Genomic DNA, 23,700 nt, shown 5'->3' on the forward strand with positions numbered 1-23,700 from the left:
ACGACGAGGAGTAGCCAGGTGACGTCCACCCCGACCCGCGTGCGGCTCGGCACCGCGCTGTGGCGCCGCAAACCGGTCGCGGACCTGGTGGCCGAGGCCGGCCACGGCCCGTTGAAACGCTCGCTCGGCCTGGGCCAGCTCACGATGCTGTCCATCGGCGCGACGCTGGGCAGCGGCATCTTCGTGGTACTCGGCGAGGCCGTGCCGGTGGCCGGGCCCGCCGTGGTGGTCTCGTTCGGGCTCGCCGGGGTCACGGCGTTGTTCTCCGCGCTGTCCTACGCCGAGCTCGCGGGCATGATCCCGCTGTCGGGCTCGTCGTACTCCTACGCCTATGCCACGCTCGGCGAGCTCGTGGCGTGGGCCTGCGGCTGGTGCCTCATCCTCGAGTACGGCGTGTCCGTGGCGTCGGTGGCCGTCGGCTGGGGCCAGTACGTGAACGAGCTGCTGCGGCTGGCGTTCGGGTTCGCGCTGCCCGAGTCGATCAGCGGCCCACCCGGCGACGGCGGGCTGGTGAACGTGCCCGCGATCGTCGTGGTGCTGCTGGCGATGGTGCTGCTGCTTTCGGGAGCCAAGGAGAGCGCGCGGGCGAACGCGATCATGGTCGGGGTGAAGATCGCGACGCTGGTCCTGTTCTGCGCCATCGCGTTCACCGCCGTACAGGCCGGGAACTTCACGCCGTTCCTGCCACTGGGCCTCGCGGGGATGAGCGCCGGCGGTGCGAAGTTGTTCTTCTCCTACATCGGGTTCGACGCCGCGTCGACCGCCGGCGAGGAGGCCCGCAACCCGCAACGCGACCTCCCGCGCGCGATCCTGCTCTCGCTCGGCATCGTCACGGTGCTCTACTGCCTGGTGGCCGTCGCGGCCGTCGGCGCCCTGCCGTGGCAGCAGTTCGACGACCAGCAGGCGGCCCTGTCGCACGTGCTGACCTCGGTGCTGGACAGCCCGTTCTGGGCCGGGGTGCTCGCCGTCGGTGCCATCGTGGCGATCTCCAGCGTGGTGCTGACCGTCCTCTACGGACAGACGCGGATCCTGTTCGCCATGTCGCGCGACGGGCTCGTCCCCAATGCACTGTCCACAGTGCACCCGAGGACCGGGATACCGCGCACGAACACCCTGGTGGTGTCGGCGTTCGTCGCCGTGCTCGCCGCGTTCGTGCCGCTGGGCAAGCTCGCCGACGCGACCAGCATCGGCACGCTGTTCGCGTTCGGCCTGGTCAACATCGCCGTGCTCGTGCTGCGCCGGCGTCGCCCGGACGACGCGCGCACGTTCCGCGTGCCGTTCTCCCCCGTCACACCGATCCTCGGCGTGCTCTGCTGCGCGTACATGATGTTCAGCCTCGACGGGGCCACGTGGGTCGTGTTCGGCGGCTGGATGCTGCTCGGGCTGCTGCTGTACTTCGGTTACGGCATCCGGCGGTCGCGGCTGGCGGAGGCGAAATGATCGTCGCTGTCCACCAGGGGCCCTACGAGGACCTGCCCGCCGCGCTCGCTGCCGCGGCCGAAGGCGGGGCCGCGCTCGTCGTCACCGCGGAGATGATCACCACGGGGTACGCCATCGGCGCCGCCGCGGTCGCCGAACGCGCCGAGCCGGCCGACGGACCCCTCGCGCGGGAGCTGGGCGCGCTCGCACGGCAGCACGGCGTGGCACTGGCCTACGGCTACCCCGAACGCGACGGCGACGCCGTGTACAACTCGGCGCAGCTGCTGTCCGCACAAGGGGAACGGCTCGCGAACTACCGCAAGACGCACCTCTACGGCGAGATCGACCACCGTCAGTTCTCCCCCGGCGCGGATCTGGTGGTGCAGGCGGACCTCGGCGGGCTGCGCGTCGGACTGCTCATCTGCTACGACGTGGAGTTTCCCGAGCCGGTGCGTGCGCACGCCCTCGCGGGCACCCAGTTGCTGCTCGTGCCGACCGCCTTGATGCGGCCGTACGAGCGAGTCGCGGACGCGCTCGTCCCCATCCGGGCGCACGAAAGCCAGCTGTATGTCGTGTACGCGAACCGCTGTGACACCGAGGGCGAGCTGACCTACTGCGGCCACTCCACCGTCGCCTCCCCCGACGAAACCGTGGCGAAAGCCGGCGAAGGACCCGAGCTGATCTTCGCCGACGTCGACCCGGCCGTGCTCACGCGTCCGGAGAACACCTACCTGGCCGACCGACGACCCGCGCTGTACCGATCCCTGACCGAAGAAGGACCCCGGGCATGACCTCCGCCGTCCCGACCGCGATCCCCACGGACGAGCCGGCCGGGCGTCCGATCACCATGTTCGGCCCCGACTTCCCGTTCGCCTACGACGACTACCTCGCCCACCTCGCCGGCCTCGGCACCGTGCCGGCGGAGCACCACGGCGCCGAGGTCGCCGTGATCGGCGGCGGGCTGTCGGGCGTCGTCACGGCCTACGAGCTCATGAAGCTCGGGCTGCGGCCGGTCGTGTACGAGATCGCCGAGCTGGGCGGACGCCTGCGCACGCACCGCTTCCCCGGCCTGCCCGACGACGTGGTCGCCGAAATGGGCGCCATGCGCTTCCCGCCGGCGTCCACCGCGTTGTTCCGCTACATCGACAAGGTGGGGCTGGAAACCTCGCCGTTCCCCAACCCGCTCGCGCCCGCGACGCCGAGCACCGTCGTGGACCTCAAGGGGCAGAGCCACTACGCGCGCACGCAGGACGATCTGCCGCCGGTGTTCACCGAAGTCGCCGAGGCGTGGCAGCGCACGCTCGACGGGCACGCGTCGTTCGCCGAGATGCAGACCGCGATCCGCGACCGCGACGCGAAAACCGTGAAGCGGATCTGGAACGAGCTCGTACCGCGCCTGGACAACCAGACCTTCTACGGGTTCCTGTGCGATTCGCCCGCGTTCGCGTCGTTCCGCCACCGCGAGATCTTCGGCCAGGTCGGCTTCGGCACGGGTGGCTGGGACACCGATTTCCCCAACTCGATCCTGGAGATCCTGCGCGTCGTCTACACCGGCGCCGACGACGAGCACCGCAGCATCACCGGCGGCAGCAGGCAGCTGCCGGTGCGGCTGTGGGACCACGCACCGGAAACGCTCGCGCACTGGCCCGCCGGCACCAGCCTCGCGGCGCTGCACGAAGGCGGCCGGCCGCGCCCCGGCGTCACGCGGCTGCACCGCACGGCGCCGAACAACGTGACCGTCACCGACGCGTCCGGGCACATCCGCACCTTCCGCGCCGCGGTGTTCACCGCGCAGAGCTGGATGCTGCTGTCCAAGATCGAATGCGACGAGGCGCTGTTCCCGATCGACCACTGGACGGCGATCGAGCGCACGCACTACATGGAGTCGTCGAAGGTCTTCGTGCCGGTGGACCGGCCGTTCTGGCTCGACCGCGACCCCGTGACCGGGCGCGACACGATGAGCATGACGCTGACCGACCGGATGCCGCGCGGCACCTACCTGCTCGGCGACGATCCGGGCAAACCCGCCGTGATCTGCCTTTCCTACACGTGGGCCGACGATTCACTGAAGTGGCTGCCGCTGAGCGTCTCCGAGCGCGTGGAGGTGATGCTGCAGTCCCTGCGCGAGATCTACCCCGGAGTCGACGTGCGCAAGCACCTCGTGGGCGATCCGGTGACCGTGTCCTGGGAGGCGGAACCGCACTTCATGGGCGCGTTCAAGGCGAACCTGCCGGGCCACTACCGCTACCAGCACCGCCTGTTCACGCATTTCAAGCAGGACAACCTGCCCGAGCGCTACCGCGGGCTGTTCCTCGCCGGCGACGACGTTTCCTGGACCGCGGGCTGGGCCGAAGGCGCCGTGCAGACGGCGCTCAACGCGGTGTGGGGCGTGCAGCGGCACTTCGGCGGCGAGTCGGCGCCGGCGAACCCCGGACCCGGTGACCTGTTCGACGACCTGGCGCCGATCGAGCTGCCCGACTGACCCCGCGGCCCGTCAACCCGTACCCGGCGGTAGCCAACCGATGGTGTCCCCCGGGCGCGACACCGCCGGAGATCGGTCGGCTGCACTGAACCGATCATGCGAAAATATTACGCATGAATACAGAGCCGGCGCCGAAGTGGCGGAGACTGGAACCGGACGAGCGCCGGGAGCAGATCTACGCCTGCGCGGCGCGCCTGTTCGGCGACCGGCCCTACTCCGCGGTGTCCACTTCGGACATCGCCGCGGCCGCCGGGGTCGCGCGGGGGTTGATCAACCACTACTTCGGCACGAAACGCGAGCTGTACCTGGAAATCGTGCGGCGCGCGCTGACCGTGCCGCGGCTCGCGATCGAGATCCTGCCCGAGGGCCCGCTGGAGCTGCGTGCCGACGTGGCCATCGACTGGTTCCTCGACATGGTGCGCGCGCAGGAGAAGACGTGGCTCGCCGCGATCGCGCCGGAAGGCATTGGGCGCGACGCGGAGGTCGACCGCATCCTCGAAGAGGCCGACCGCGAGTCGGCCGACCGCGTGCTGGAGGCCGTCGGGCTTTCGCGCGACAGTGAGCACGGCGAAGAGCTGAACGCGGCCGTGCGCGCGTTCGCCGGCATGGTGAAGGCGGCGGGACGCGAGTGGCTCGTGCGGGGATCGCTGAGCCGGGATCAGGTGCACACGCTGCTGAGCAAATCGCTCGTCACGCTCATCGGTGAGGTGTTCCCGCTGATCCAGGGCGAAGTTCCCGGGGAATGACGGAACCCCCGGCACCACGAGGGGGGAGGAAAGTGCCGGGGGCCCCGGCCGGAGGCCTCACGACCCCCGGCTCCTTTCCACGTTACCCCTGGTCGACGTGGGTTCGGTGTCAGTTTCCCCCGGATTGCGCCGGGGTGGTCACACGTTCGGCCCACGCCGGAAGGCTCCTGCCACCCGATCAGGCCCGCGGCTCGGCCTCGAGTTCGGCCAGGCGGTGCGCCAGCCCGTCCACGCAGCGGCGCACCGCGTAGTCGTAGAGGCGCCCGTACCAGCCGGCTGCCAGCTCGGGATCGGCCATCAGCTCCTGCATCGCGCGCCCCTGCGCGGCCATGCCGGGCAGGTCGGTGCGATCGCGATAGGCCGCGTACTCCTCGGTGTTGTCCAGGCGCAACGCGAGCGTGCTGTCGCGGTCGTCCTCCATCGCGACGAACTGGCAGGCGGTGGCGACGAGCACGTTGTAGGCCAGCACGCTCTCCTCGCGGAAGCCGGCGTCGAGCAGCACGCTGATCCCGCGGTCGATGGTGCGGATGGCCGCCGACACCGACGGCCCGAACAGCACCAGCCGCCGCGCGGTACCCGGGTGGGCCCGCAGCACCGCGCGGAGCTCGGCCAGCAGCTCGGCGAACCAGTCCTGCCACGGCAGGTCGTCGTCGGGCAGGCTCAGCAGGCCGACGACGCGGTCGAGCACCGCGGCCACGACCGCGTCCCGGTCGCCGACGTGGTGGTAGATCACCGCGGGGTAGGCGTCCACGGCAGCCGCGAGCTGGCGCAACGTCCAGTTGTCGAGGCCGCGTTCGGCGGTCAGCGCGACCGCCGCGTCGACCACCTTCTCGGCGGTGACGGCCGGCAGTCCCGCCGCCGCGCGCGAGCGAGGGCGGTTCCCGGCCCGCGAGGACGAAGACGGCATGCGATGTACCGTATCCGGATAACGACGGCCCGTGCCAGGATTCGGGGATCTAGGGCAGGATCGGGGCATGCCCCGTGCCCTGGCCAACGGCCTCGAACTCGAATACGACACCTTCGGCGACGCCGCGAACCCGCCACTGGTGCTCGTGATGGGCCTCGGCGCCCAGATGGTGACCTGGGAGACCGGGTTCTGCGAGCTGATCGCGAGCAACGGATTCTTCGTCGTCCGCTTCGACAACCGCGACATCGGCCTGTCGGCCTACCTCGACGACCTCGGCGCGCCCGACCTCGCGGGGATCGCCTCAGGGCAGGCCTCGGCGCCGTACCTGCTCTCGGACCTCGCCGACGACACCGTCGGCCTGTTCGACGCGCTCGGCTTCGCGAAGGCCCACGTGGTGGGCGCGTCGATGGGCGGGATGGTCGTGCAGCAGCTCGCCATCGACCACCCGGACCGGCTGCTGAGCCTCACGTCGATCATGTCCACGACCGGCGACCCGACCGTCGGCCAGACCTCCCCCGCCGCGCTGGCCACGCTGACGCGCCCGCCCGCGGCGACGCGCGAGGAGGCCATCGAGCAGAGCATCGCCGCCTACCGCACCACCGGCTCGCCGGGTTACCCCGCGACCGACGAGTACCTGCGGTTCAAGGCGGCCCGGGGCTACGACCGCGCGCAGCACCCGATGGGCACCCTGCGCCAAGCCGCGGCGGTCGTCGCTTCGGGCGACCGCACGGAGGCCCTGCGCTCGCTGCGGCTGCCGACGGTGGTCGTGCACGGTGACTCCGACCCGATGATCGACGTGAGCGGCGGCAAGGCCACCGCGGCCGCGATCCCCGACGCGGAGCTCGTGGTCATCCCCGGCATGGGCCACGACCTGCCCGAACCGCTGTGGCCGGAGATCGTGGGCGCGATCGTGCGGGCCACGAGCCGCGGTTAAGGAGACGTCAAGAACACCGCGCGGGCTGTAGGGAAAACGTCCGCGCCTCTCGTGCGGTGCGGGCGGGCGCGCTGAGCTGGACCCATGGGCATCACCGGTGGTTTCGGTTTCCCGCTCGGCTGCGCGGCCGTGGTGACCGCCGCGATCGGAGCGGACGTCGCGGGGGCGACCGCGCACCCGCTCTACGCGCTGGTGCCGCTGGCGCTCGTCGTGGTCGCCGCCGCTGCGACCACGGCCCCGGTCGCGGCGGCGGGGATCGCCGTCGTGGCCTGGGCCGTCGACTCCGGCTTCATCCTCGGCCGCGAAGGCCATCTCGTCTTCGACGCCGCGAGCGGCCGCGCCGCCCTGGTGCTCGGCGTGGTGCTCGTCGCAGGCTTGCTGTCTCGGCTCGTGGTGACGGCGGCGGTCCGCGCCCGCCGCCGTCACCCGCGGCCGCACCGGTTCGTGGCGTCCGTCCCCTCGCCGCGAACCGCCGGACAGCGGCGGGCCGATCACGCAGCCTCCGCTTGATCGGTCCGGCCGGTACCCCGTCCGGAGCGGCCAACCCGTCGTCGTTGGCCGTTCCGGACGGGGTACCGGCGCGTCCACGGCTGGTCGAGCGTGGTTGGCTGTGCGGGTGTGGGCGTGTCCCGGTGTGTCGAAATCGACTCGCGTCGGGCTCCCGGCGGTGCCAGGCTGGGACGGTCACACGTCGTCACCTTCGGAGGTAAGCATGAGTGATCCGCAACCGTCGCCCAGCGGCGAGGAGGACGACGTCAAGCGCAAGTTCCGCGAGGCGCTGGAGCGCAAGCAGGCCCACGCCCGCTCCGGCTCCGCCCACGAAACCGGCGGCGGCAAGAACCAGCACGCCCACGGGCCCGCCGCGAACAAGCGCACATTCCGCCGCAAGAGCGGCTGAGCGCCGCTCGCCGACGAAGGCCCTCTCACCGCGGTGAGGGGGCCTTTTTCCTGCCTTTCACAGCTCGCGTCACGGGTCTCGGGGTTCCAGGAGCCGGGCGAGCCTCGCCGTGTCGCGCAGGTACTGCTCGTAGGGGAAGCCGGCTTCGAGCAGGGCGGCGCGCAGCTCGTCGTAGAGCGGCTTTCCGTTGTCGTGGAAGGCTTTCGCGCCGGCCGCGGTGATCGTCACGAGCCGGCGCCGGGCGTGTTCGGGATCCTGGCGGACCTGCACGAGCCCGGCGGTCTCCAGCGGGCGCAACGCGCGGCTGATCGCCGGATCGGACACCGACAGCGCCTGCGCCAGCTGGTGCTGGGTCACCGGCTGGATGTCCTCCAGGGTGCCCAGCAGCCGCATCTGGCTGTAGCTCAGGCCACCGGCACCGTCGGCACGCCGGCGCGCGGCCTCCCCCATCAGGAACACCACGCGATGCAGCAAGTCAGCGAGATCGTCGTCCACGCCCACCAGTCTACCTCGAGTCTTGCGAAGTTAATATTAACCATGCAACACTCACGGCATGACCGACATCGCGTACTTCGCCCAGTCCGCCGTTCCCCTGCTCTTCGTCGTGGTGCCGACCATCGGCGCCTTCGTCCGCACGCGGCACAGCTCCTCACGCCGAGCCGCACTGGAGACCTGGCAACGGTGGTGGGCCATCGGCGCCCTCGGCTGCAGCAGCCTCTGGATGACGCTGGCGTTCCTCGGCGCACCGGACGTGATGTCCACGGCGATCGGCTTCACCCGGACCCCGTTCGAGTTCGAAATCGCCTTCGCCAACCTCGGGCTGGCGGTCATGGGCTTCCGCGCCGCGTCGGCCTCGGCCCGGGAACGCATCACGATCGGCATCGGCGCCGGGATGTTCCTCTGGGGCGCGGCCGTCGGTCACCTCTACCAGTGGTTCGCCAACGGCGACCACGCACCGGGCAACACGGGTGGCGTGGTGATCACCGACCTGCTCATCCCGGCCGTGATGATCATCCTGGCGGATCGCGCGCAGCGAGTGTCCACATCGGAGCCGGCCACGCCGGCCTTCGTCTGAAACCCTTCCTGAACGAAGAAAAGCGGGCGCACGGTAACCCCCGTGCGCCCGCCGTCGTGCAAGAAGTCAGACCGTGAGGATCGACCGCAGCCGGCCGACGTCGGCCATGCGGCGTTCGGCGAGGCGGTCGGCCGCCGCGGCGGGCGGGACACCGTCGGCCTTGGCCAGGGCGTACACGGCCTTCGTGGTTTCGAAGATGGCCGTGGTCTTGCGCTGGGCGCGGGCGAAGTCGAAGCCGTGGCGTTCGTCGTCGACCTGGATGACGCCCCCGGCGTTGACCAGGTAGTCCGGGGCGAAGAGGATGCCGCGGTCGTCGAGGAGCTTGTCGACGCCGGGGTGGGCGAGCTGGTTGTTCGCGGCACCGCAGACGATGCGGGCCTGCAGCGCGGCCACGGTCTCGTCGGTGAGCACGCCGCCCAGCGCGCACGGGGCGAACACGTCGAGGTCCGTGCCGATCAGGGTGTCCACATCGGACACCACCTCGACACCCGGGTACGCGGCGCGCGTGCGCTCGACGGCGAGGGCCGACACGTCGGTGATCACGACCTGCGCTCCTGCTTCCACGAGGTGGCCCACGAGGATGTGGCCGACCTTGCCGACGCCGGCGACGCCGACGCGGCGGCCGGCCAGCTCGGGCACGCCCCACACGTGGTCGGCCGAAGCGCGCATGCCCTGGTAGACGCCGTACGCGGTGAGCACCGAGGAGTCACCCGCACCGCCGTCTTCGGGCGAGCGGCCGGTGACGAACTTCGTCTCGCGGGCCACCACGTCCATGTCCTGCACGTACGTGCCCACGTCGCAGGCCGTGATGTAGCGGCCGCCGAGGGACTGCACGAAGCGGCCGTAGGCCCGCAGCAGCGCTTCGGACTTGATCGTGGCCGGGTCGCCGAGGATCACGGCCTTGCCGCCGCCGAGGTCGAGCCCGGCCAGCGCGTTCTTGTACGCCATCCCCTTGGAGAGCGCGAGCACGTCGTCGAGCGCGTCGTCTTCGGTGGCGTAGGGGTAGAAGCGGGTGCCGCCGAGCGCGGGGCCCAGAGCGGTGGAGTAGATGCCGATGATGGCTTTGAGGCCGCTGGCCTCGTCGTGGCAGTACACGACTTGTTCATGGCCGCTGTGCCGGCCGAACACTCCTTCGGTCACGGTGGTGACTCCCTTGTCTGACCGCTCGCGGCTCGTGGCCGCGTGCTCCGGAAGGTGGTGTGCCTGGTGGAGGTCGTCCACCCCGCACACCGCCAACCTAGAGCCATCGGCGCGAACCGACCACCGCAGGTCGTCGATCAGCCGGCGACGACCTTCCCGAGCGTCGCCATCGCCGCTTCCAGCTGCGCGTCCGACAGGTAGGGAGCGGGACCGAACCGCAGGTAGGTGCCCCGGCTGTCGGTGTGGACGCCGCGCTCGGCCAACGCGCTGCGCAGCTCGCCGGCCGACGGGCTGCGCAGCGACAAAAACCCGCCGACCCGGTCGAGCGGCGTCTCGCGGTCCCTCGACACCACGTCGGCGGACAGGCCGAGATCGTCGAAGCACTGCGCCAGCAGGCCGACCTGGTGCTGCGACACCGCGCGCAGGAACTCCGGCGTCAGGCCGTGCTCGGCGAAGAACCGCTGCACGCGCACACCGCGATAGTGGCTCGACGGGTCGTAGGTCGCGCCGGCGAAGCGGTCTCCGCCGGTGGCGTAGGCGACGCGGTCCGGGCGCTGCCGATCGGCGAGCGCGCCGAACTCCGCGTACCAGCCGGTGACGACCGGCCGCAGCTCCTGCGCGTGGGCGGGCAGGCGCAGGAAACAGTTGCCCTCGCCGAGCTGGAGGTACTTGTAGCCGCCGCCGACCACCCACGCGTTCGTGAGCCCCAGGTCGTGCAGGGAGAACGGCACCACGCCCAGCGCGTGGTAGGCATCCACGACCAGCTCGACGTTGCCGGCACGGCAGACGTCGGCCAGGTGCGCGAGCCCGGGCACGAGCCGCGAGGTCTCGAACAGCACGGCGGACACGAGCACAGCCGCGGTGGTGCCGTCGACCTCCGCGGCCACGCGTTCGGCCAGCGTCGGCACGGGGTCCACGGGCACCCGCACGACCTCGACGCCCTCTTCCTCCAGCCGCGCGAGCTGCCTGCGCAGGGTGTGGAACTCGCCGCCGGTGGTGACCAGGCGCGGCCGCGAACGCAGCTCGATCGCCGAGAGGAACCGGATCACGAGCTCGTGGGTATTGGCACCCAGCGCGTACTCGCCGTGCGGGTCGGACAGCAGCGAGCGGAAGCCGGCGCGCAGCTCGTCGGCCTTGGCGAACGCGGCGGTCCACTTCTCGTCGACGTCGCGAGCCGCGTCGGCGAACGCCTCCAGCAGACCTTCCTCGGCGACGTCGGGCCAGGCCTGGTGCGAGTGCGCCGACAGCAGCAGCCGGTCGGCCACGCGGAAGCGCGAGTAGTGCGGCGCGAGCGCGTTGTCGTCCGCGCGCAGGGAATCCAGCGTCGTCACAGCTTGCTCCGCACGGCCCACAGGTCCGGGAACATCGGCTGGAACAGGGTGGTCCGCAGGTACGTCGCACCCGACGACCCGCCCGTCCCGGTTTTGTCGCCGATGGTCCGCTCGACCATCTTCACGTGCCGGTAGCGCCACTCCTGCATCCCTTCGTCGAGGTCGACGAGACACTCCGCGACCACCGAGGGGCCGCCGTCGTCCTGATAGACCTTCAGCAGTACTGCCTGCAGTTCCGCCGACGGTGCCACCGGCCGGGTGACGTCCCGATCACGGTCCACCGGATAACCGCTGTTCGCGAGGTACTTGAGGAACGAGTCGAAGACCGACGGCCGCGCCATCGCGGCGGCGATCCGGGCGCGCTGCTCGCCGCCTTCCGGGTAGTGCGCGAACACGCGCTCGTCGCGGCGGCCGAGCACCGCCTCCAACTCGCGGAACTGCGCCGACTGGAAGCCGCTGGAGGCGTCGAGGCGCGCGCGGAAGCTCGTGAACTGGCTGGGCGTCATGGTCTCCAGCACGTCGAGCTGCGCGACGATCACCTTCAGCACGGTGAGGATGCGCCGCAGCGTGCGGATCGCGTGCGCGGTGTTGCCGGCTTCGAGGTTGGCCTGCAGGAACTCCGCCTCGTGCAGGATCTGCTTGAACCACAGCTCGTACACCTGGTGGATCACGATGAACAGCAGCTCGTCGTGCTCGTCGGAACGCGGGCGCTGGGCCTGGAGCACCTCGTCGAGCGCGAGGTACGACGTGTAGCTCAGCGCGGCCTGCGTGTCGTCGGTCTGGGTCATGGGTTCCTCACCTCGTCGAAATCACTGGTCCGCACGGCACGGTCGAAGTGCCGTTGTGCCGCGGGCGCGAGCGCGGCGTACAGGTCGTGGAAGAGCTCGACGGCCGCCGCGCGCCGGCCGGGCGCGGGGATCAGCTCGCCCGGCAGCTCGGGGTCGAGCGACGGGAACACGCGGAACTCGTGGACCAGTCTCGTGCGCACCGTAAACGCTTGGGCGTCGGGCAGCTGGTCCGGGCCGCGCGGGATGCTGCCGAACTCGGTCACGAAGGCGTCGTACCGGGCGGACAGCTCGTCGAGGTCCCAGGCCCGCCCGGCGAACCGGCGGACGTCCAGCGCCGCTGACGGCGTGCCCAGCATCAGGCCTGCGTGCTCGGTCACGCCGAGCTCGGCGAGCAGGCCGAGCACCTCGGCCTCGCGGTCGTGCGGTGCGATCCACGTGCCGTCCTGCACCGGGCCGAAGCCGAGGAACCGCAGGCGCCGCACGAGCGTCTCGCGCGCCTGGCGGCGGGTCTCGGGGATGTTCTGCCACAGCACCGTCCACGGACCGGCGGGCCGGTCGCGGCGGCCGAGGCTGAAGATGCGCCGGTCGCCGTCGGCCAGGACCGCGACGGTGCGGCTCGTGAGCGAGTAGTGCACCAGCCGGCCTTCGCGGTGGCGCGCCAGCAGGTCGCGGTTGACCAGCCGGGTGAGCGCGATCCGGGCGGCGCCGTCGGAGAACCCCAGCTCGGTGAGCAGCGACACGAGGCCGCCCGACCACACACGCCGGCTCTCGCGCGGGCGCACGTAGCTGCCGAGGAGGGTGATCACCAGCTCCTGCGGTCCGGTGGGCGATGGTTCGGGCACGCCCTGACTCTATACACCTCAGTCCGCTGCGGTGTAGCTTTCGAACGAGAAGATTGTCAGGAGGCTGGATGAAACGGCTGGTGGTCGTCACCGGCGGCACTCGCGGCATCGGCGCGGCGATCGCCGAACAGTTCGTCGCGGCGGGCGACACGGTGCACGCACCGGGGAGACGCGAGTGCGACGTGACCGACGAGCAGGCCGTGCGCTCGTACTTCGCCGAGCTGGGCCCGGTCGACGTGCTCGTGAACAACGCCGGCATCTCGTCGAGCGCCCCCACCGCGAAGACGTCGCTGGCGGACTGGCGCAGCCAGTTCGAGGTGAACGCGACCGGCGCGTTCCTGTGCACCCGCGAGGTGCTGCCGGGCATGCGCTCGCGCGACCGCGGCCGCATCGTCACGGTGGCTTCGACGGCCGGGCACGTCGGTTACCGCTACACCACGGGCTACACGGCCTCGAAGCACGCCGCCGTCGGCCTGATGCGCGCGGTCGCCGCGGAGATCACCGGGACCGGGGTGACGGCCAACGCGGTGTGCCCGGCGTTCGTGCGCACGGACATGACGGCCGACTCGGTGGCCCGCATCCGCGAACGCACCGGCCGCGACGAAGCCGACGCCGAGGCGGCGTTGGCGGCCGCGTCGCCGTTGGGGCGGCTGCTCGAGCCCGCCGAGGTCGCGTTCGCGGTGGCGTTCCTCGCCGCCGAGGAAGCGGCCGCGATCAATGGACAGACCCTCGTACTCGATGGTGGAGGAATTCAGAAATGAGCCCGTTCCGTGCGACCGCCCCGATCACGAAGTCGTGGGACCACTTCGAGTTCACCGTGGACGACGGCGTGGCCACGCTGACGTTCAACCGGCCGGAGAAGCTCAACGCGCTGACGTTCGACGTGTATGCGGACTTGCGGGATCTGGTCACGGAACTGCCGCATCGCGGGGACGTGAAGGTGCTCGTGATCACCGGCCGGGGGCGCGGCTTCTGCTCGGGCGGCGACGTCGAGGAGATCATCGGCGAGCTCCAGAAGATGGAGACCGCCGAGCTGCTCGAGTTCACCCGCATGACCGGCGCGGTCGTGAAGGCGTTGCGGGAGACGCCCATTCCGGTCATCGCCGCCGTCAACGGCGTGGCGGCCGGGGCCGGGTCGGTCATCGCGCTGGCCTCGGACTTCCGTGTGCTGGCGAAGTCGGCGAAGTTCGCGTTCCTCTTCACGAAGGTCGGGCTGGCCGGCGCGGACATGGGCTCGGCTTACCTGCTGCCGAGGCTGGTGGGCCTCGGCCGGGCCACCGAACTGCTGATGCTGGGCGACAAGCTGGAGTCGGCCCGGGCCGAGGCGATCGGGCTGGCGACTTCGGTCGTGGAGGACGCCGACCTGACGTCGACGGCTGCCGCGCTGGCGCGCCGGCTCGCCGACGGTCCGGCGTTGGCGTATTCGACCACGAAGGTCCTGCTGACCCGGGAGCTGGACATGGATCTGGGGTCGTCGATCGAACTCGAGGCGATGACGCAGGCGTTGCTGATGACGGCGCACGACCACAAGGAGTTCTACGCCGCGTGGTCGGCGGGGCGCAGTCCACAGTGGACCGGGCGGTAGAACCCCGACGAACCGATGCCCCGGCACGCCGTGTGCCGGGGCATCGGTTCGTCTCGGTGCCGGCTACTCCGTCGCCAGGGTCAGGCTGCCCAGACCCGACACCTCGGCGAACAGCGTGTCCCCGCCCGTGAACGGCGTCGGCGCGCACAGCGTGCCCGTCAGGACCACGACCCCCGCCGGAAGCGACTCGCCCGACTCCGCCAGGTGGTTCACGAGCCACGCCACCGCGGCGGCCGGGTTGCCGTTCAGCACTGCCGCGGCGGAGCCGGGGATGACCTTGTCCCCGATCTTCAGCGTGCACTTGACGCCGGAGAGGTCTCCCGGCAACGGGACCTGGGGGCCGAGGAAGGCGTAGGCGGCGTTGGTGTTGTCGGCGGCGAGCATGGCCAACGTCGTCGGCCCGCCGGACCAGCGGGAGTCGACGATTTCGAAGGCGGGGGCGATCGCGGCGGTCGCGGCGAGGACGTCCTCGGGGGTGGTGCCGGGGCCGGAGAGCGGCCGGCCGAGGACGAAGGCGATTTCGACCTCGGCGCGAGGGGCGAACATGCCGGCCGTCGGCAAGGCCTGGCCCGCGTTCAGCACCGTGGAAGCCAGGACGTAGCCGAAGGCGGGTTCGGCGGCGCCGTAGGTGGCGCGGGCCGGCTCGGACGTGAGGCCGACTTTGTAGCCCGCGAGGCGGTCGCCGGCGGCCAGCGCCAGGTCGCGGGTCGCTCGGGAGACGCGGTAGGCGGCCGCGAGATCGGCCACGGGTTCGGGGGCGACGGCGGGGCCGCCGTGGGTCGCCTTGGTCAAGCGCCGGGCCAGGTCGTCGTCCGCCACCGTGTGCTCCTCGAGGGTCCGGAATGGGGCCCGGACATCTGATCACACCTCGGTGTGGGCGATGGCGTGGCCCTCCAGCGAACCGAACCAGAGGCGGCCGGCGTGTTCGCGGACGCCGACGAGCATGTGGAAGCCCGGGATCTCGCCCCACAGTTGGTGCTCCACCGCGCCGTCGGCGGCGATGCCGAGCACTCCCACCTGGCGTTTCGGGGCGAACTGCAGGGCATCCGGCAGCGCACGCACCGCGGCGCGCAGGGGCTCGGGCAGCTTGCGGACGACGTCCAGGGCGGGGACGCGGACGGAGGCCTGCGTGACCCAGATCAAGCCGTCGCTGCCGGTGGCGATGTTGTCGGGGAAACCGGGCAGGTCCGTGACGAGGGTGTCGCGCTGGCCCTGACGGGTGCCGTGGAGCCAGAAGCGCGTGACGCGGAACTCGCCGGTTTCGGCGACGGCCACGAAGGACTCGTCCGGGGGCAGGGCGACACCGTTGGCGAACTGGAGGCCGTCGGCGATCAGGTCGATGGCGCCGTCCGGGGTGCGGCGCAGGAGGCGCCCGCCGGCGGTCTGCTCGATGAGGTCGTCGCGCCAGCGGTCGATGCCGAAGCGGCGCGAGGAGTCGGTGAAGTAGATCGTGCCGTCGGTGGCGACGGCGGCGTTGTTGCAGAACACGAGGTCGAGGCCGGCGGCGGAGGTCGCGAGGGTGCGCACCGCTCCCCCGGCCAGCGGCATCGCGAGCAGGCCGGCGCGGGCGTCGCAGATGAGCAGGTCGTCGCCGTAGAGCTCCAGGCCCAGCGGGCGGCCGCCGGTGTCGCCGAGGACGTCGATGCGGCGGCCGTCGGGGGCCACGCGCAGGACCCGGCCGTCGTCGACGCCGGTGTAGACCCGGCCCTCGGCGTCGACCACCACGTCTTCGGGTGCGTGCCCGTTGACCGGGACCACCGTGACGTCACCGAAGTCCATGACGAACCTCCTACCGGTAGGTGAGCAGCTGCGCCGCCTCCGCTTCGAAGTGCGGGTGTTCGTTGAACGTCAACAGGTTCACGCCGCCGCGGCCCGAGGTGAGCTTGGTGATGCCGGTGTTCACGGTGACGCGGTTGAACTTCAGCAGGCCGACCTCGGGCACGCCCAGCACCGCGCCCGCGATCGTGCCGATCACGCCGCCGGAGGTGAACACGAGCGCGTGCTCCCCCTTGCCGAGGGACTCGACGAGGTCGGTCAGGCCCGCGGTGCAGCGGCCGAGGAACGCCGGCCACGTCTCGGCGCACGGCCCGTCGGCACCCGCCGCGACCCACGCACCGAGAGCGGCGTCGAGCACGCCCTGGTACTCGCGCGAATCCTCCTGCGGGGCACCGCCGGCGTGGTGACGCGAAATGTCCACGTGGTCGTATTCGTTCCACCTCGGGTCCTCGACCACGGCCACGTCCGAACCGAGCGTCTTCAGCGCCGTCGCCGCTGTGTCGCGCTGGCGGGCGAGCGAGCCGCAACGCACCTGCGCGAACTCGACGCCGCGGCGCGCGAGCTCTCGACCGACCACAGTGGACTGTTCGAAACCGCGCTCGGACAGCGCGTCGTAGTCGGCCGCGCCGAACGAGGCCTGACCGTGGCGGACGAGGTAGATCGCACCCAACGCACTCGCTCCTTTGTTCGTCAGGAGAACTTGGCCAGCAGCCCGGCGGGCAGCACGCGCATGACCGCGCTCAGCGGCACCCACGGCCACGAAGGAACGTACGCCATTTTCGGCTCCGCCTCGACCGCCTTGGCCAGTGCGCGGGCACCCGCCTCGGCGCCGGTCAGCAGCGGCGTGCTGCCGCTGCGCGCGGACATCTCGGACGCGATGTAGCCGGGACGGATCTCGGTGACACTGATGCCGGTGCGGCGCAGCTCGACCCGCGTGCCCGCCACGAACGCGGAGATCCCGGCCTTCGAAGCGGCGTACGCGGTGAGGTTCTTCGGCAGGCCCCGGATCGCGCTGAACGAGGAGATCACGGCGAGGTGGCCTTCGCGCTGCTCGCGGAAGATGCCCACGGCGGCCTCGATCTGCGCGGCCGCGGCGACGAAGTTGGTCTCCAGCGTCTGCCGGTTGGCGTCGAAGCGGCCCTTGCCCACGGGCTGGCCCTTGCCGAGCCCGGCATTGACGATCACGCGGTCCAGCGAGCCGAGCTCGCCGCGGAACTCCTCGAAGACGGTGAACACCCGGTCGTGGTCGTTCACGTCGAGCGGGCGGGTGACGACCGTGATCCCGGGAAAGGCGGCCTTGAGCTCAGCCGCGAGCTCGTCGAGGCGGTCGGTACGCCGCGCGCAGAGGGCGAGGTTGCGGCCGCGCGCCGCGAACTGGCGCGCCATGCCCTCGCCGAGCCCCGAGCTGGCGCCGGTGATCAGGATGTTCTTCCGCAGGACCATGAGCCGGATCCTACCGGTTGGTAACCACCGTGCCGCGGCCCTTGACCGGTGGCCCGGCGCTGGGGGCATCGCCGGGCCACCGGTACCGGGTACGGCCGCCGGCCGTGCACGGGGCGCGGACCGCGGGCCGGGGCCGAAGCAGCTGCGCCGCGACCGGGATCGCCGGTGCGGGGCTCGATGGCCATACAAACGCGACCCCGCAGGTCAGGGCAATGGTTCACAGTTGCCAGTACTAGCCCGTTCGCCCCAGTGGTGACGCGGAGTGCCTGTTCGGCTGCTGATACGGTCTGACGTGTCGGTTCGGACACCGTGGGTTTTCGGACACTCCGTGGGACCCCCGGTCGGCCGACCACGGGTTTTCGGACACGGGTTTTCACCACGAACCGGTGCGATGCGAGACCACGGGCGGGGGCATGGCTGGTGGAACTGCGGACGAGTCCGGGGCCGACGGCGCCCGGACCGCGTTCGCGAGCGCGCTGCGCGCGGCGATCACCGCCAGCGGCCTGTCGCTCGACCGGATCCAGGCGCGGCTGCGTGCCCGCGGCGCGGCCGTCAGCGTCACGGCGCTGAGCTATTGGCAGTCGGGCAAACGCCAGCCCGAACGCGCGGGGTCGCTGTCGGCGGTGCGCGTGCTGGAGGAGATCCTCGACGTCCCGGCCGGTTCGTTGCTCGGCCTGCTGCCACCGCCCCGTCCGCGCGGCGCGACCCGCCGCGACCGAGTCGGCGAGGAACCGCTCACGTTCACCCGCGAAACGCTGCAGCCGTTGCTGGATCGGGTCGGCGCGCCGAACATGCTCGACCAGCAGCAGCAGCTCAAGCTCGTCGGCCTGCACGACCGCTGCGAGATCGCCGCGGACGGCGGCCAGCGGGCCGTCACGTCCCGCGCGGTCTTCCAGGCCGGCGCGGACGGTCTCGACCGCTGGGTGCTCGTCTACGCCCAGGACGACGCCGCGTCCGTGCCGCAGGTCCACGCCGTGCGCAACTGCCGCGTCGGCCGCGTCGAGGCGGATTCCGCGCACGGGATCCTGGTGGCGGAGCTGCTCTTCGACCGTCCGCTGGACCGCGGCGAGACGCACCTGATCGAGTACTCGCTGACCAACGCGGGCCCGCCCTACCCGCAGTGCCGCGCCACGCACTACCGCGAGTTCCGCCGCCCCGTGCGCGAATACCTGCTGGAAATCCGCTTCGCCCCGGAAGCCGAGCCCGTCCGCTGCTGGCAGTACACCCGCGGCGACTCGGCCCCGACGCGCCGCCGCCTGCGCCTGGACTCGGCGGGCGGCGTGCACGCCGTGGCGCTGGACTTCGGGCCGGGGATCTTCGGCATCGGGTGGGAGTGAGCCGGCTCAGCTCAGCTTGTTGCGCAACACCTTCCCGGTCGCGTTGCGCGGCAGCTCGTCCAGGAATTCCACGTCCCGCGGCACCTTGTAACGGGCGAGGTTCGACTTCACGTAGTCGCGCAGCCCGTCGGCGTCCAGCGTGGACTTCTCGCTGCGCACCACGAACGCCTTGAGCCGCTGGCCGAACTGCGCGTCCTCGACGCCGATCACGGCGGCCTCGATCACGTCGTCCCGTTCCACCAGGAGGTTCTCCACCTCGACCGGGAACACGTTCTCGCCGCCGGAGACGATCATCTCGTCGTCGCGGCCGTCGATGAAGAGCAGGCCGTCTTCGTCGAAGTGGCCGACATCGCCGCTGGAGAGCAGGCCGTCGATGATCTCCTTGTGCCGGCCGTCGGTGTAGCCGCCGAAGCTGAGGCCGCTGCCGACGAAGACGCGGCCCGTCACGTTCGGCTCGGAGATCTGCTTGCCGTGCTCGTCGTACAGCGCGACGCGGCACCCCACGGGCGCACGCCCGACGGTGCCCGGCGCCTTGCGCCAGTCTTCCGGCGTGGCGACGGTCGCGACGGCGACTTCCGTTGAGCCGTAAAGGTTGTGCACGACGTCGCCGAACTGCTCGTTGGCCCGGTTGCCCAGGTCCGGCGACAGCGCGGAGCCCGCGACGAAGATGATCCGCAGGCACGACGTGTCGTACTTGTTCCGCACCGAAGCGGGCAGGTCGACGATGCGCTGCAGCATCGTCGGCACCAGCACGAGCGTGGTGCAGCGGTGCTCGGCGACGCCCTTGAGCGTCTGCTCCGGGTCGAACTTGCGCCGCATCACCACCTTGCAGCCCAGCGCGAAGCTCAGGATGAACTGCGAAAGCCCGGTGCCGTGGAACAGCGGCGCGCCCATGTACGTGGCTTCGCCCGCGCGCAGCGGGATGCGGTCGAGGAACTGCGCGGACGCCAGCGGCGACGTGTGCGGCCGCGGCGCACCCTTCGGCGTGCCGGTGGTGCCGCTCGTGAGCAGCACGAACCCGCCGGGCTTGGCGGGCGCGGGCAGCGGGCGGTCGTCGGTGCTGGCGATGATCTCGTCGAGCACCGGCACGGAGTGATCGCCCGGCTCGTCGACCCACGCCAGGTAGCGGTCGACATCGCCGGAGATCGCGTCGAGCAGGCCGGTGAACTCCTGGTCGTACACGAGCGCGGTGACGCGTTCGCGCTGCGCGACGTCGGCCAGTTGCGGCTTGGCGAAGCCGGTGTTCATCAGCAGCAGGCGCGCGCCGAGCTTGCCGGCGGCGGCCATCGTGAGCACGAGGCCGCGGTGGTCGCGGCACAGCGCGGCGATCACGGTGCCCTCGCCGAGCCCGCGCTCGGACCAGGCCCTGGCCAGCGCGTTGGAGCGGTCGTCGAGCTGCTTGAACGTGAGCGGGCCGAGCTCGTCGACGATCCCGACGGCCGCGGGGTCGCGGCGCGCGGCGATGTGGTTGGCGCCGGCGAACGGGCCGTACTTCCGGATGGCGACGACCGAGCGCACGCCCTCGTCGAGCCGCGGGAACGGGACGAGCCCCGCGCGGCGCATCACGTCGATGCTGCGCACGGTCTCGGCCACCTTGTCCGTGACCTGGCTGGCGAGGCCGAACACCCCGGCCGGGTTCCTCATCCGGGCACCTCCGTCGCTGCTTCGGGAAAGCCGCCCGTACCGCCGGTATGGGTGGCTACTCGACAGTAGACCAAGCCGGGCGCGTGTGCACCAGACCGCGGCGGACGGGTTCGGTGACCGGAATTGTCGGTGCCCCCGAGCACAATGACGGCGTGCAGGTGATCACCGGCCAGGAGGAGGACTCCGGCTACACGATCTCGACGCCGGCGGGGACCTCCCGCGGGCTGTCGAAGGCCGACTGGGTGGCCGAGGTGCGGCGGCTCGAGGAGGCCGAGGCGCCGCGCTGGGTGCTGCCCTCGGTCGACGCGCTGTACCCGAAGCTCATCGACGCGGGCGTGCGGCTGGGGCGCTGTCACGACCTGGGTCTGGCGGAGGGCTTGCTGCTCGCGTACGAGGGGCGGGAGAGCGAGTCGCGCAGCCTGCGCGCGGCGTGGGCGCGGGCGCAGGGCGAGGAACCGCCGGACGACGGGCCCGCGTTCGGCGAAGCTTCGCAGCCCACGCTGTTCTCGCCGCGCGGACCGGGGTTGCCCGAAGGCGTCACGGTCGCCGACGCGGCGCGGCGCGTGCTCGCCGAGCAGGAGAAACGCGTGGCTGCCGTCGCTTCGCCGGGCCGGATGCGGCTGCTGCTGGCGGCGGAGTCCGCGAGCGCGCTGACCGCGGCGGAGATGTCGGCGGCCGGGCTGCCGTGGCGGGCGGACCTGCACCGAACGCTCCTGGAGTCCCGGCTCGGCCCGCGGGTGCCGTCCGGGCAGCGGCCGAAAGCGCTGGTCGCACTGGCCGCGCAGATCACCGACGCGTTCGGCGGGCGGCCGGTGAACCCCGACTCGTCGCCGAGTGTCATCCGCGCGCTGGCCCGGGAGGGCATCGAGGTGCCGGCCGCGCGGAAGTACCTGCTGCGCGACCTCGACCATCCGGCCGTCGCGCCGTTGCTGGAGTACAAGGAACTCTCGCGCCTGCACTCGGCCAACGGCTGGGCCTGGCTCGACGAATGGGTCACCGACGGCCGCTTCCGTCCCCACTACGTCGTCGGCGGCGTGGTCTCCGGCCGCTGGGCCACCCGCGGCGGCGGGGCACTGCAGATCCCCAAGGTGCTGCGCACGTGCGTCCGCGCGGATCCCGGCTGGAAACTCGTCGTCGCCGACGCCGCGCAACTGGAACCACGAGTGCTCACGGCGCTGTCGGGCGACCGCCGGCTGGCCGAGGTCTCGGCGGCCACGGACCTGTACGCCCGGCTGGGCGAGGCTCTTTTTTCGGGCGCCCGCTACGTTCCCCCGCCGTCCGGTTCCTCGGACGACCGCTCCCGCGCGAAAATCGCCATGCTGTCCGCCATGTACGGCGGCACCTCCGGCGAGGCCGGCCCGCTGCTGGCGTTGCTGCGCCAGCGCTTCCCCGACGCCGTGTCCTATGTGGAACAGGCCGCGGCCGCCGGCGAGCGCGGCGAACGCGTGCGGTCCCGGCTGGGCCGTACCTCCCCCGCCCCGTCCGCCGCGTGGCGCGCCCTCACCGGCGGCCTCGCCGACGACGAAGCCACGGAAACCCGCGCCCGCCGCGCCTCCCGCGGCTGGGGCCGCTTCACCCGCAACTTCGTCGTGCAAGCCAGTGCGGCCGACCTGACAGCCGTCCTCCTCGCCACCCTCCGCGGCCGCCTCCCCGCCCCCGCCCACCTCGTCTTCTTCCAGCACGACGAGGTGATCGTCCACACCCCGGCCGAGCTCGCGCCCACCGTGTCGGCCCTCATCGAGTCCACCGTGACGGAGTCGGCACAGCTGCTGTTCGGCGAGGCGTGCCCGGTCCACTTCCCGATGCAAGCCCTCGCCGTCGACACCTACGCCGACGCGAAATAACTCAACCACTCCCAGTCAAAGGACACCTCATGGGCAATCTGTATGACTACTTCGCCGCGAGCTCCGACGAACAGGCCGCCACGGCGTTGCAATCCCCCACCGTGACGAACTTCCCCGTGGTCGCACTGAAACGCATCGACCCGACCATCCACCTGAACCGCGCCGAAGCCCTCCTCACGGCGACGGACTACGACACCGTTTCGGCCAACCCGAGATCGGAACACCTCATCGCCGAACTCGACGAATCCATCTGGGTCACCACTCTCACCGACGAACTGCCCGACGCCCTGGCCTCCGCCGGCGAAACGCACCGCCGGGCGGTCGCCGAACTCTGGGCGCGTTCCGAAGAATTCGACGGCGACATCGACCCGGCCGATCTCCTCCCGGTGGTCGACGAACTCGCCGATCTCGCGCGCCAGGCGAAAGCGGCGGGAGATCGTCTGTACTGCCGGACCTGCCTGTAACTCCCGAAGCGTCAGCCGCCGAAGCGAAATTCACCCGGCCTCAGGCCGGCCGAGATCAGGAGGTTCAGTGGGAGCGTCAGGCTGGCACTACCGCGCGCCTTATGTCGGCAGTGTCAAAGCAACACACCGGTTCGTCCAGGCACAACTCCTGTCCAGCGGTGACTACCTCTGGCCGTGGGAGAGCTTCGATCCCGAGTACGTCGCGCCCGTGCCGCGGCCCAGCTCCCTGCCCGACCTCGAAGCCGCCAAGGACTCCGAAAACTTCTGGGACGCCGGCACCCACACCATCCTCGACACCCACGAGGTCTCCGAAGCCGACAGCGTGGGCACCATCCGCCCGTTGAGCCCCACCGAACTCACCGAGGTATTCGGCACCCACCAACCGTCGGCGGCCGACTTCGACCGCGTCTTCCGGCCCGGCCCTTCCGGCCCCCTCGCCGACCTGATGGGCGAGCGCTGGACCGGCCGAAGCCTGGTGCTGTATCACCACGGCACCCCCACCGAGGTCTTCTTCTGGGGCTTCTCCGGCGACTGAATTCCGCGGCTCCTCAGCCCACAGGGCGATCCGCTTTTCCGTCAGGTCGCCCTGTGGTTGAGTTCCCTCATGCTCTACACCTACTTCACGGCCACTTCGGACGACGAAGCCGCGACCGCCCTCGAAGCACCCGAAGGCCCGGCCGCCCTCTTCCCGACGGCCGCTTTCAACGGCATCGACCCGAACATGCAGGTGCCCCGAGCCGAAGCCTTCCTGACGGGCACCACCGAAGAGGCCGCCGCCGACAATCCCCGGGCCATGAAGCTCGTCGTCGAAGCGGACGAAGGCGCGGTAACGGTCCTTACCCTGACTGACGAATTCCGCGACGCCATCGCCGCCACCGACGAACCGCGCCGTCGCGAACTGGCGGACTTCTGGTCCCACGCCGAAGACCTCGGCGGCGAGGCCAGTGCCGAAGACCTGCTGCCGGTCGTCGACGAACTGGCCGCGCTCGCCAAGCAGGCGAAGCCCACGGGCGGCCGTCTGTACTGCTACCTCGCCGTCTGACGG

At 71.3% G+C, this 23,700-nt stretch carries 26 protein-coding genes; 15 read left to right on the forward strand and 11 right to left on the reverse strand.

Translation table 11 applies throughout. The annotated features are described in order from the left end of the window. Positions 1–18: 18 nt before the first annotated feature. The 4 genes from AB0K15_RS28190 (at position 19) to AB0K15_RS28205 (ending at position 4,647) form a co-directional block, all read left to right on the forward strand. Positions 19–1,440, forward strand: coding sequence for an amino acid permease (locus AB0K15_RS28190; RefSeq protein ID WP_364056707.1), 1,422 nt, complete (start codon positions 19–21; stop codon positions 1,438–1,440). After that, positions 1,437–2,210, forward strand: a complete 774-nt coding sequence (locus AB0K15_RS28195) for a carbon-nitrogen hydrolase family protein (RefSeq protein ID WP_364056710.1) — start codon at positions 1,437–1,439, stop codon at positions 2,208–2,210. Before AB0K15_RS28190 ends, AB0K15_RS28195 begins: the two co-directional genes overlap by 4 nt. Beyond that, a complete protein-coding gene (locus tag AB0K15_RS28200) occupies positions 2,207–3,901 on the forward strand; it encodes an NAD(P)/FAD-dependent oxidoreductase (protein ID WP_364056713.1) in 1,695 nt (564 codons plus the stop codon). The genes AB0K15_RS28195 and AB0K15_RS28200 overlap by 4 nt, the downstream gene beginning before the upstream one ends. Positions 3,902–4,014: 113 nt before the next feature. Beyond that, on the forward strand, positions 4,015–4,647 hold the full coding sequence (locus AB0K15_RS28205) for a TetR/AcrR family transcriptional regulator (RefSeq protein ID WP_364056716.1): 633 nt from the start codon (positions 4,015–4,017) through the stop codon (positions 4,645–4,647). Between the two features lie 178 nt (positions 4,648–4,825). On the opposite strand, the gene AB0K15_RS28210 is transcribed toward AB0K15_RS28205, so the two are convergent. Next, positions 4,826–5,554, reverse strand: a complete 729-nt coding sequence (locus tag AB0K15_RS28210; protein ID WP_364056719.1) for a TetR family transcriptional regulator — start codon at positions 5,552–5,554, stop codon at positions 4,826–4,828. 67 nt (positions 5,555–5,621) lie between these two features. Here AB0K15_RS28210 and AB0K15_RS28215 point away from each other — a divergent pair, with 67 nt between their 5' ends. The 3 genes from AB0K15_RS28215 to AB0K15_RS28225 all read left to right on the forward strand — a co-directional run bounded on the left by AB0K15_RS28215 (position 5,622) and on the right by AB0K15_RS28225 (position 7,386). After that, positions 5,622–6,488: an alpha/beta hydrolase gene (locus AB0K15_RS28215; protein WP_364056722.1), complete on the forward strand. Its 867-nt coding sequence runs from the start codon at positions 5,622–5,624 to the stop codon at positions 6,486–6,488. Positions 6,489–6,572: 84 nt separating this feature from the next. Next, a complete protein-coding gene (locus tag AB0K15_RS28220; protein WP_364056725.1) occupies positions 6,573–6,998 on the forward strand; it encodes a hypothetical protein in 426 nt (141 codons plus the stop codon). A gap of 202 nt (positions 6,999–7,200) precedes the next feature. Continuing rightward, complete coding sequence (locus AB0K15_RS28225) at positions 7,201–7,386, forward strand: DUF5302 domain-containing protein (protein ID WP_285973648.1); 186 nt, start codon at positions 7,201–7,203, stop codon at positions 7,384–7,386. A gap of 69 nt (positions 7,387–7,455) precedes the next feature. Here the strand turns inward: AB0K15_RS28225 and AB0K15_RS28230 are convergent, their stop codons facing one another. Beyond that, complete coding sequence (locus AB0K15_RS28230; protein ID WP_364056728.1) at positions 7,456–7,881, reverse strand: MarR family transcriptional regulator; 426 nt, start codon at positions 7,879–7,881, stop codon at positions 7,456–7,458. 58 nt (positions 7,882–7,939) lie between these two features. Here AB0K15_RS28230 and AB0K15_RS28235 point away from each other — a divergent pair, with 58 nt between their 5' ends. After that, positions 7,940–8,461 (forward strand): DUF6790 family protein, encoded by a 522-nt coding sequence (locus AB0K15_RS28235; protein ID WP_364056731.1) that lies wholly within the window; start codon positions 7,940–7,942, stop codon positions 8,459–8,461. Positions 8,462–8,527: 66 nt separating this feature from the next. On the opposite strand, the gene AB0K15_RS28240 is transcribed toward AB0K15_RS28235, so the two are convergent. The 4 genes from AB0K15_RS28240 to AB0K15_RS28255 all read right to left on the reverse strand — a co-directional run bounded on the left by AB0K15_RS28240 (position 8,528) and on the right by AB0K15_RS28255 (position 12,562). Then, complete coding sequence (locus AB0K15_RS28240) at positions 8,528–9,601, reverse strand: Glu/Leu/Phe/Val dehydrogenase dimerization domain-containing protein (protein WP_364056734.1); 1,074 nt, start codon at positions 9,599–9,601, stop codon at positions 8,528–8,530. A 137-nt stretch (positions 9,602–9,738) separates the two neighbouring features. Then, positions 9,739–10,932 (reverse strand): kynureninase, encoded by a 1,194-nt coding sequence (locus tag AB0K15_RS28245; protein WP_364056737.1) that lies wholly within the window; start codon positions 10,930–10,932, stop codon positions 9,739–9,741. Next, positions 10,929–11,720: a tryptophan 2,3-dioxygenase family protein gene (locus tag AB0K15_RS28250; protein WP_364056740.1), complete on the reverse strand. Its 792-nt coding sequence runs from the start codon at positions 11,718–11,720 to the stop codon at positions 10,929–10,931. The genes AB0K15_RS28245 and AB0K15_RS28250 overlap by 4 nt, the downstream gene beginning before the upstream one ends. Next, positions 11,717–12,562 carry a PaaX family transcriptional regulator C-terminal domain-containing protein gene (locus AB0K15_RS28255; RefSeq protein ID WP_364056743.1) on the reverse strand — a complete coding sequence of 282 codons (846 nt, stop codon included), beginning with the start codon at positions 12,560–12,562 and terminating at the stop codon, positions 11,717–11,719. Before AB0K15_RS28255 ends, AB0K15_RS28250 begins: the two co-directional genes overlap by 4 nt. A 68-nt stretch (positions 12,563–12,630) precedes the next feature. Here AB0K15_RS28255 and AB0K15_RS28260 point away from each other — a divergent pair, with 68 nt between their 5' ends. Beyond that, positions 12,631–13,323: an SDR family oxidoreductase gene (locus tag AB0K15_RS28260; protein WP_364056746.1), complete on the forward strand. Its 693-nt coding sequence runs from the start codon at positions 12,631–12,633 to the stop codon at positions 13,321–13,323. Further along, on the forward strand, positions 13,320–14,147 hold the full coding sequence (locus AB0K15_RS28265) for an enoyl-CoA hydratase family protein (RefSeq protein ID WP_364056749.1): 828 nt from the start codon (positions 13,320–13,322) through the stop codon (positions 14,145–14,147). Before AB0K15_RS28260 ends, AB0K15_RS28265 begins: the two co-directional genes overlap by 4 nt. 63 nt (positions 14,148–14,210) lie before the next feature. On the opposite strand, the gene AB0K15_RS28270 is transcribed toward AB0K15_RS28265, so the two are convergent. From AB0K15_RS28270 to AB0K15_RS28285, 4 genes are read right to left on the reverse strand one after another with little or no spacing between them, the layout of a single operon-like run. Next, positions 14,211–14,966: a fumarylacetoacetate hydrolase family protein gene (locus tag AB0K15_RS28270; protein ID WP_364056752.1), complete on the reverse strand. Its 756-nt coding sequence runs from the start codon at positions 14,964–14,966 to the stop codon at positions 14,211–14,213. 42 nt (positions 14,967–15,008) lie between these two features. Then, a complete protein-coding gene (locus tag AB0K15_RS28275; RefSeq protein WP_364056755.1) occupies positions 15,009–15,926 on the reverse strand; it encodes an SMP-30/gluconolactonase/LRE family protein in 918 nt (305 codons plus the stop codon). 10 nt (positions 15,927–15,936) lie between these two features. Then, entirely contained in the window at positions 15,937–16,593 is a 657-nt protein-coding gene (locus AB0K15_RS28280) for a histidine phosphatase family protein (RefSeq protein WP_364056758.1), read from the reverse strand. Positions 16,594–16,613: 20 nt separating this feature from the next. Beyond that, positions 16,614–17,366 carry an SDR family oxidoreductase gene (locus AB0K15_RS28285; protein WP_364056761.1) on the reverse strand — a complete coding sequence of 251 codons (753 nt, stop codon included), beginning with the start codon at positions 17,364–17,366 and terminating at the stop codon, positions 16,614–16,616. 413 nt (positions 17,367–17,779) lie between these two features. Between AB0K15_RS28285 and AB0K15_RS28290 the strand changes: the two genes are divergently transcribed. Beyond that, positions 17,780–18,703 carry a hypothetical protein gene (locus AB0K15_RS28290; RefSeq protein ID WP_364056764.1) on the forward strand — a complete coding sequence of 308 codons (924 nt, stop codon included), beginning with the start codon at positions 17,780–17,782 and terminating at the stop codon, positions 18,701–18,703. A gap of 6 nt (positions 18,704–18,709) precedes the next feature. On the opposite strand, the gene AB0K15_RS28295 is transcribed toward AB0K15_RS28290, so the two are convergent. Further along, positions 18,710–20,347: an acyl-CoA synthetase gene (locus tag AB0K15_RS28295; protein WP_364056767.1), complete on the reverse strand. Its 1,638-nt coding sequence runs from the start codon at positions 20,345–20,347 to the stop codon at positions 18,710–18,712. Between the two features lie 152 nt (positions 20,348–20,499). On the opposite strand from AB0K15_RS28295, the gene AB0K15_RS28300 reads away from it, so the two are divergent. From AB0K15_RS28300 to AB0K15_RS28315, 4 genes are all read left to right on the forward strand, one after another. Continuing rightward, positions 20,500–22,191 carry a bifunctional 3'-5' exonuclease/DNA polymerase gene (locus AB0K15_RS28300; RefSeq protein WP_364057128.1) on the forward strand — a complete coding sequence of 564 codons (1,692 nt, stop codon included), beginning with the start codon at positions 20,500–20,502 and terminating at the stop codon, positions 22,189–22,191. A gap of 29 nt (positions 22,192–22,220) precedes the next feature. Next, entirely contained in the window at positions 22,221–22,655 is a 435-nt protein-coding gene (locus AB0K15_RS28305) for a hypothetical protein (RefSeq protein WP_364056770.1), read from the forward strand. A gap of 67 nt (positions 22,656–22,722) precedes the next feature. After that, entirely contained in the window at positions 22,723–23,190 is a 468-nt protein-coding gene (locus AB0K15_RS28310) for a hypothetical protein (protein ID WP_364056773.1), read from the forward strand. Positions 23,191–23,259: 69 nt separating this feature from the next. After that, positions 23,260–23,697, forward strand: coding sequence for a hypothetical protein (locus tag AB0K15_RS28315; RefSeq protein ID WP_364056776.1), 438 nt, complete (start codon positions 23,260–23,262; stop codon positions 23,695–23,697). The last annotated feature ends 3 nt before the right edge of the window (positions 23,698–23,700 follow it).

The organism is Amycolatopsis sp. NPDC049253 (assembly GCF_040678995.1).
Taxonomy (GTDB): Bacteria; Actinomycetota; Actinomycetes; order Mycobacteriales; family Pseudonocardiaceae; genus Amycolatopsis.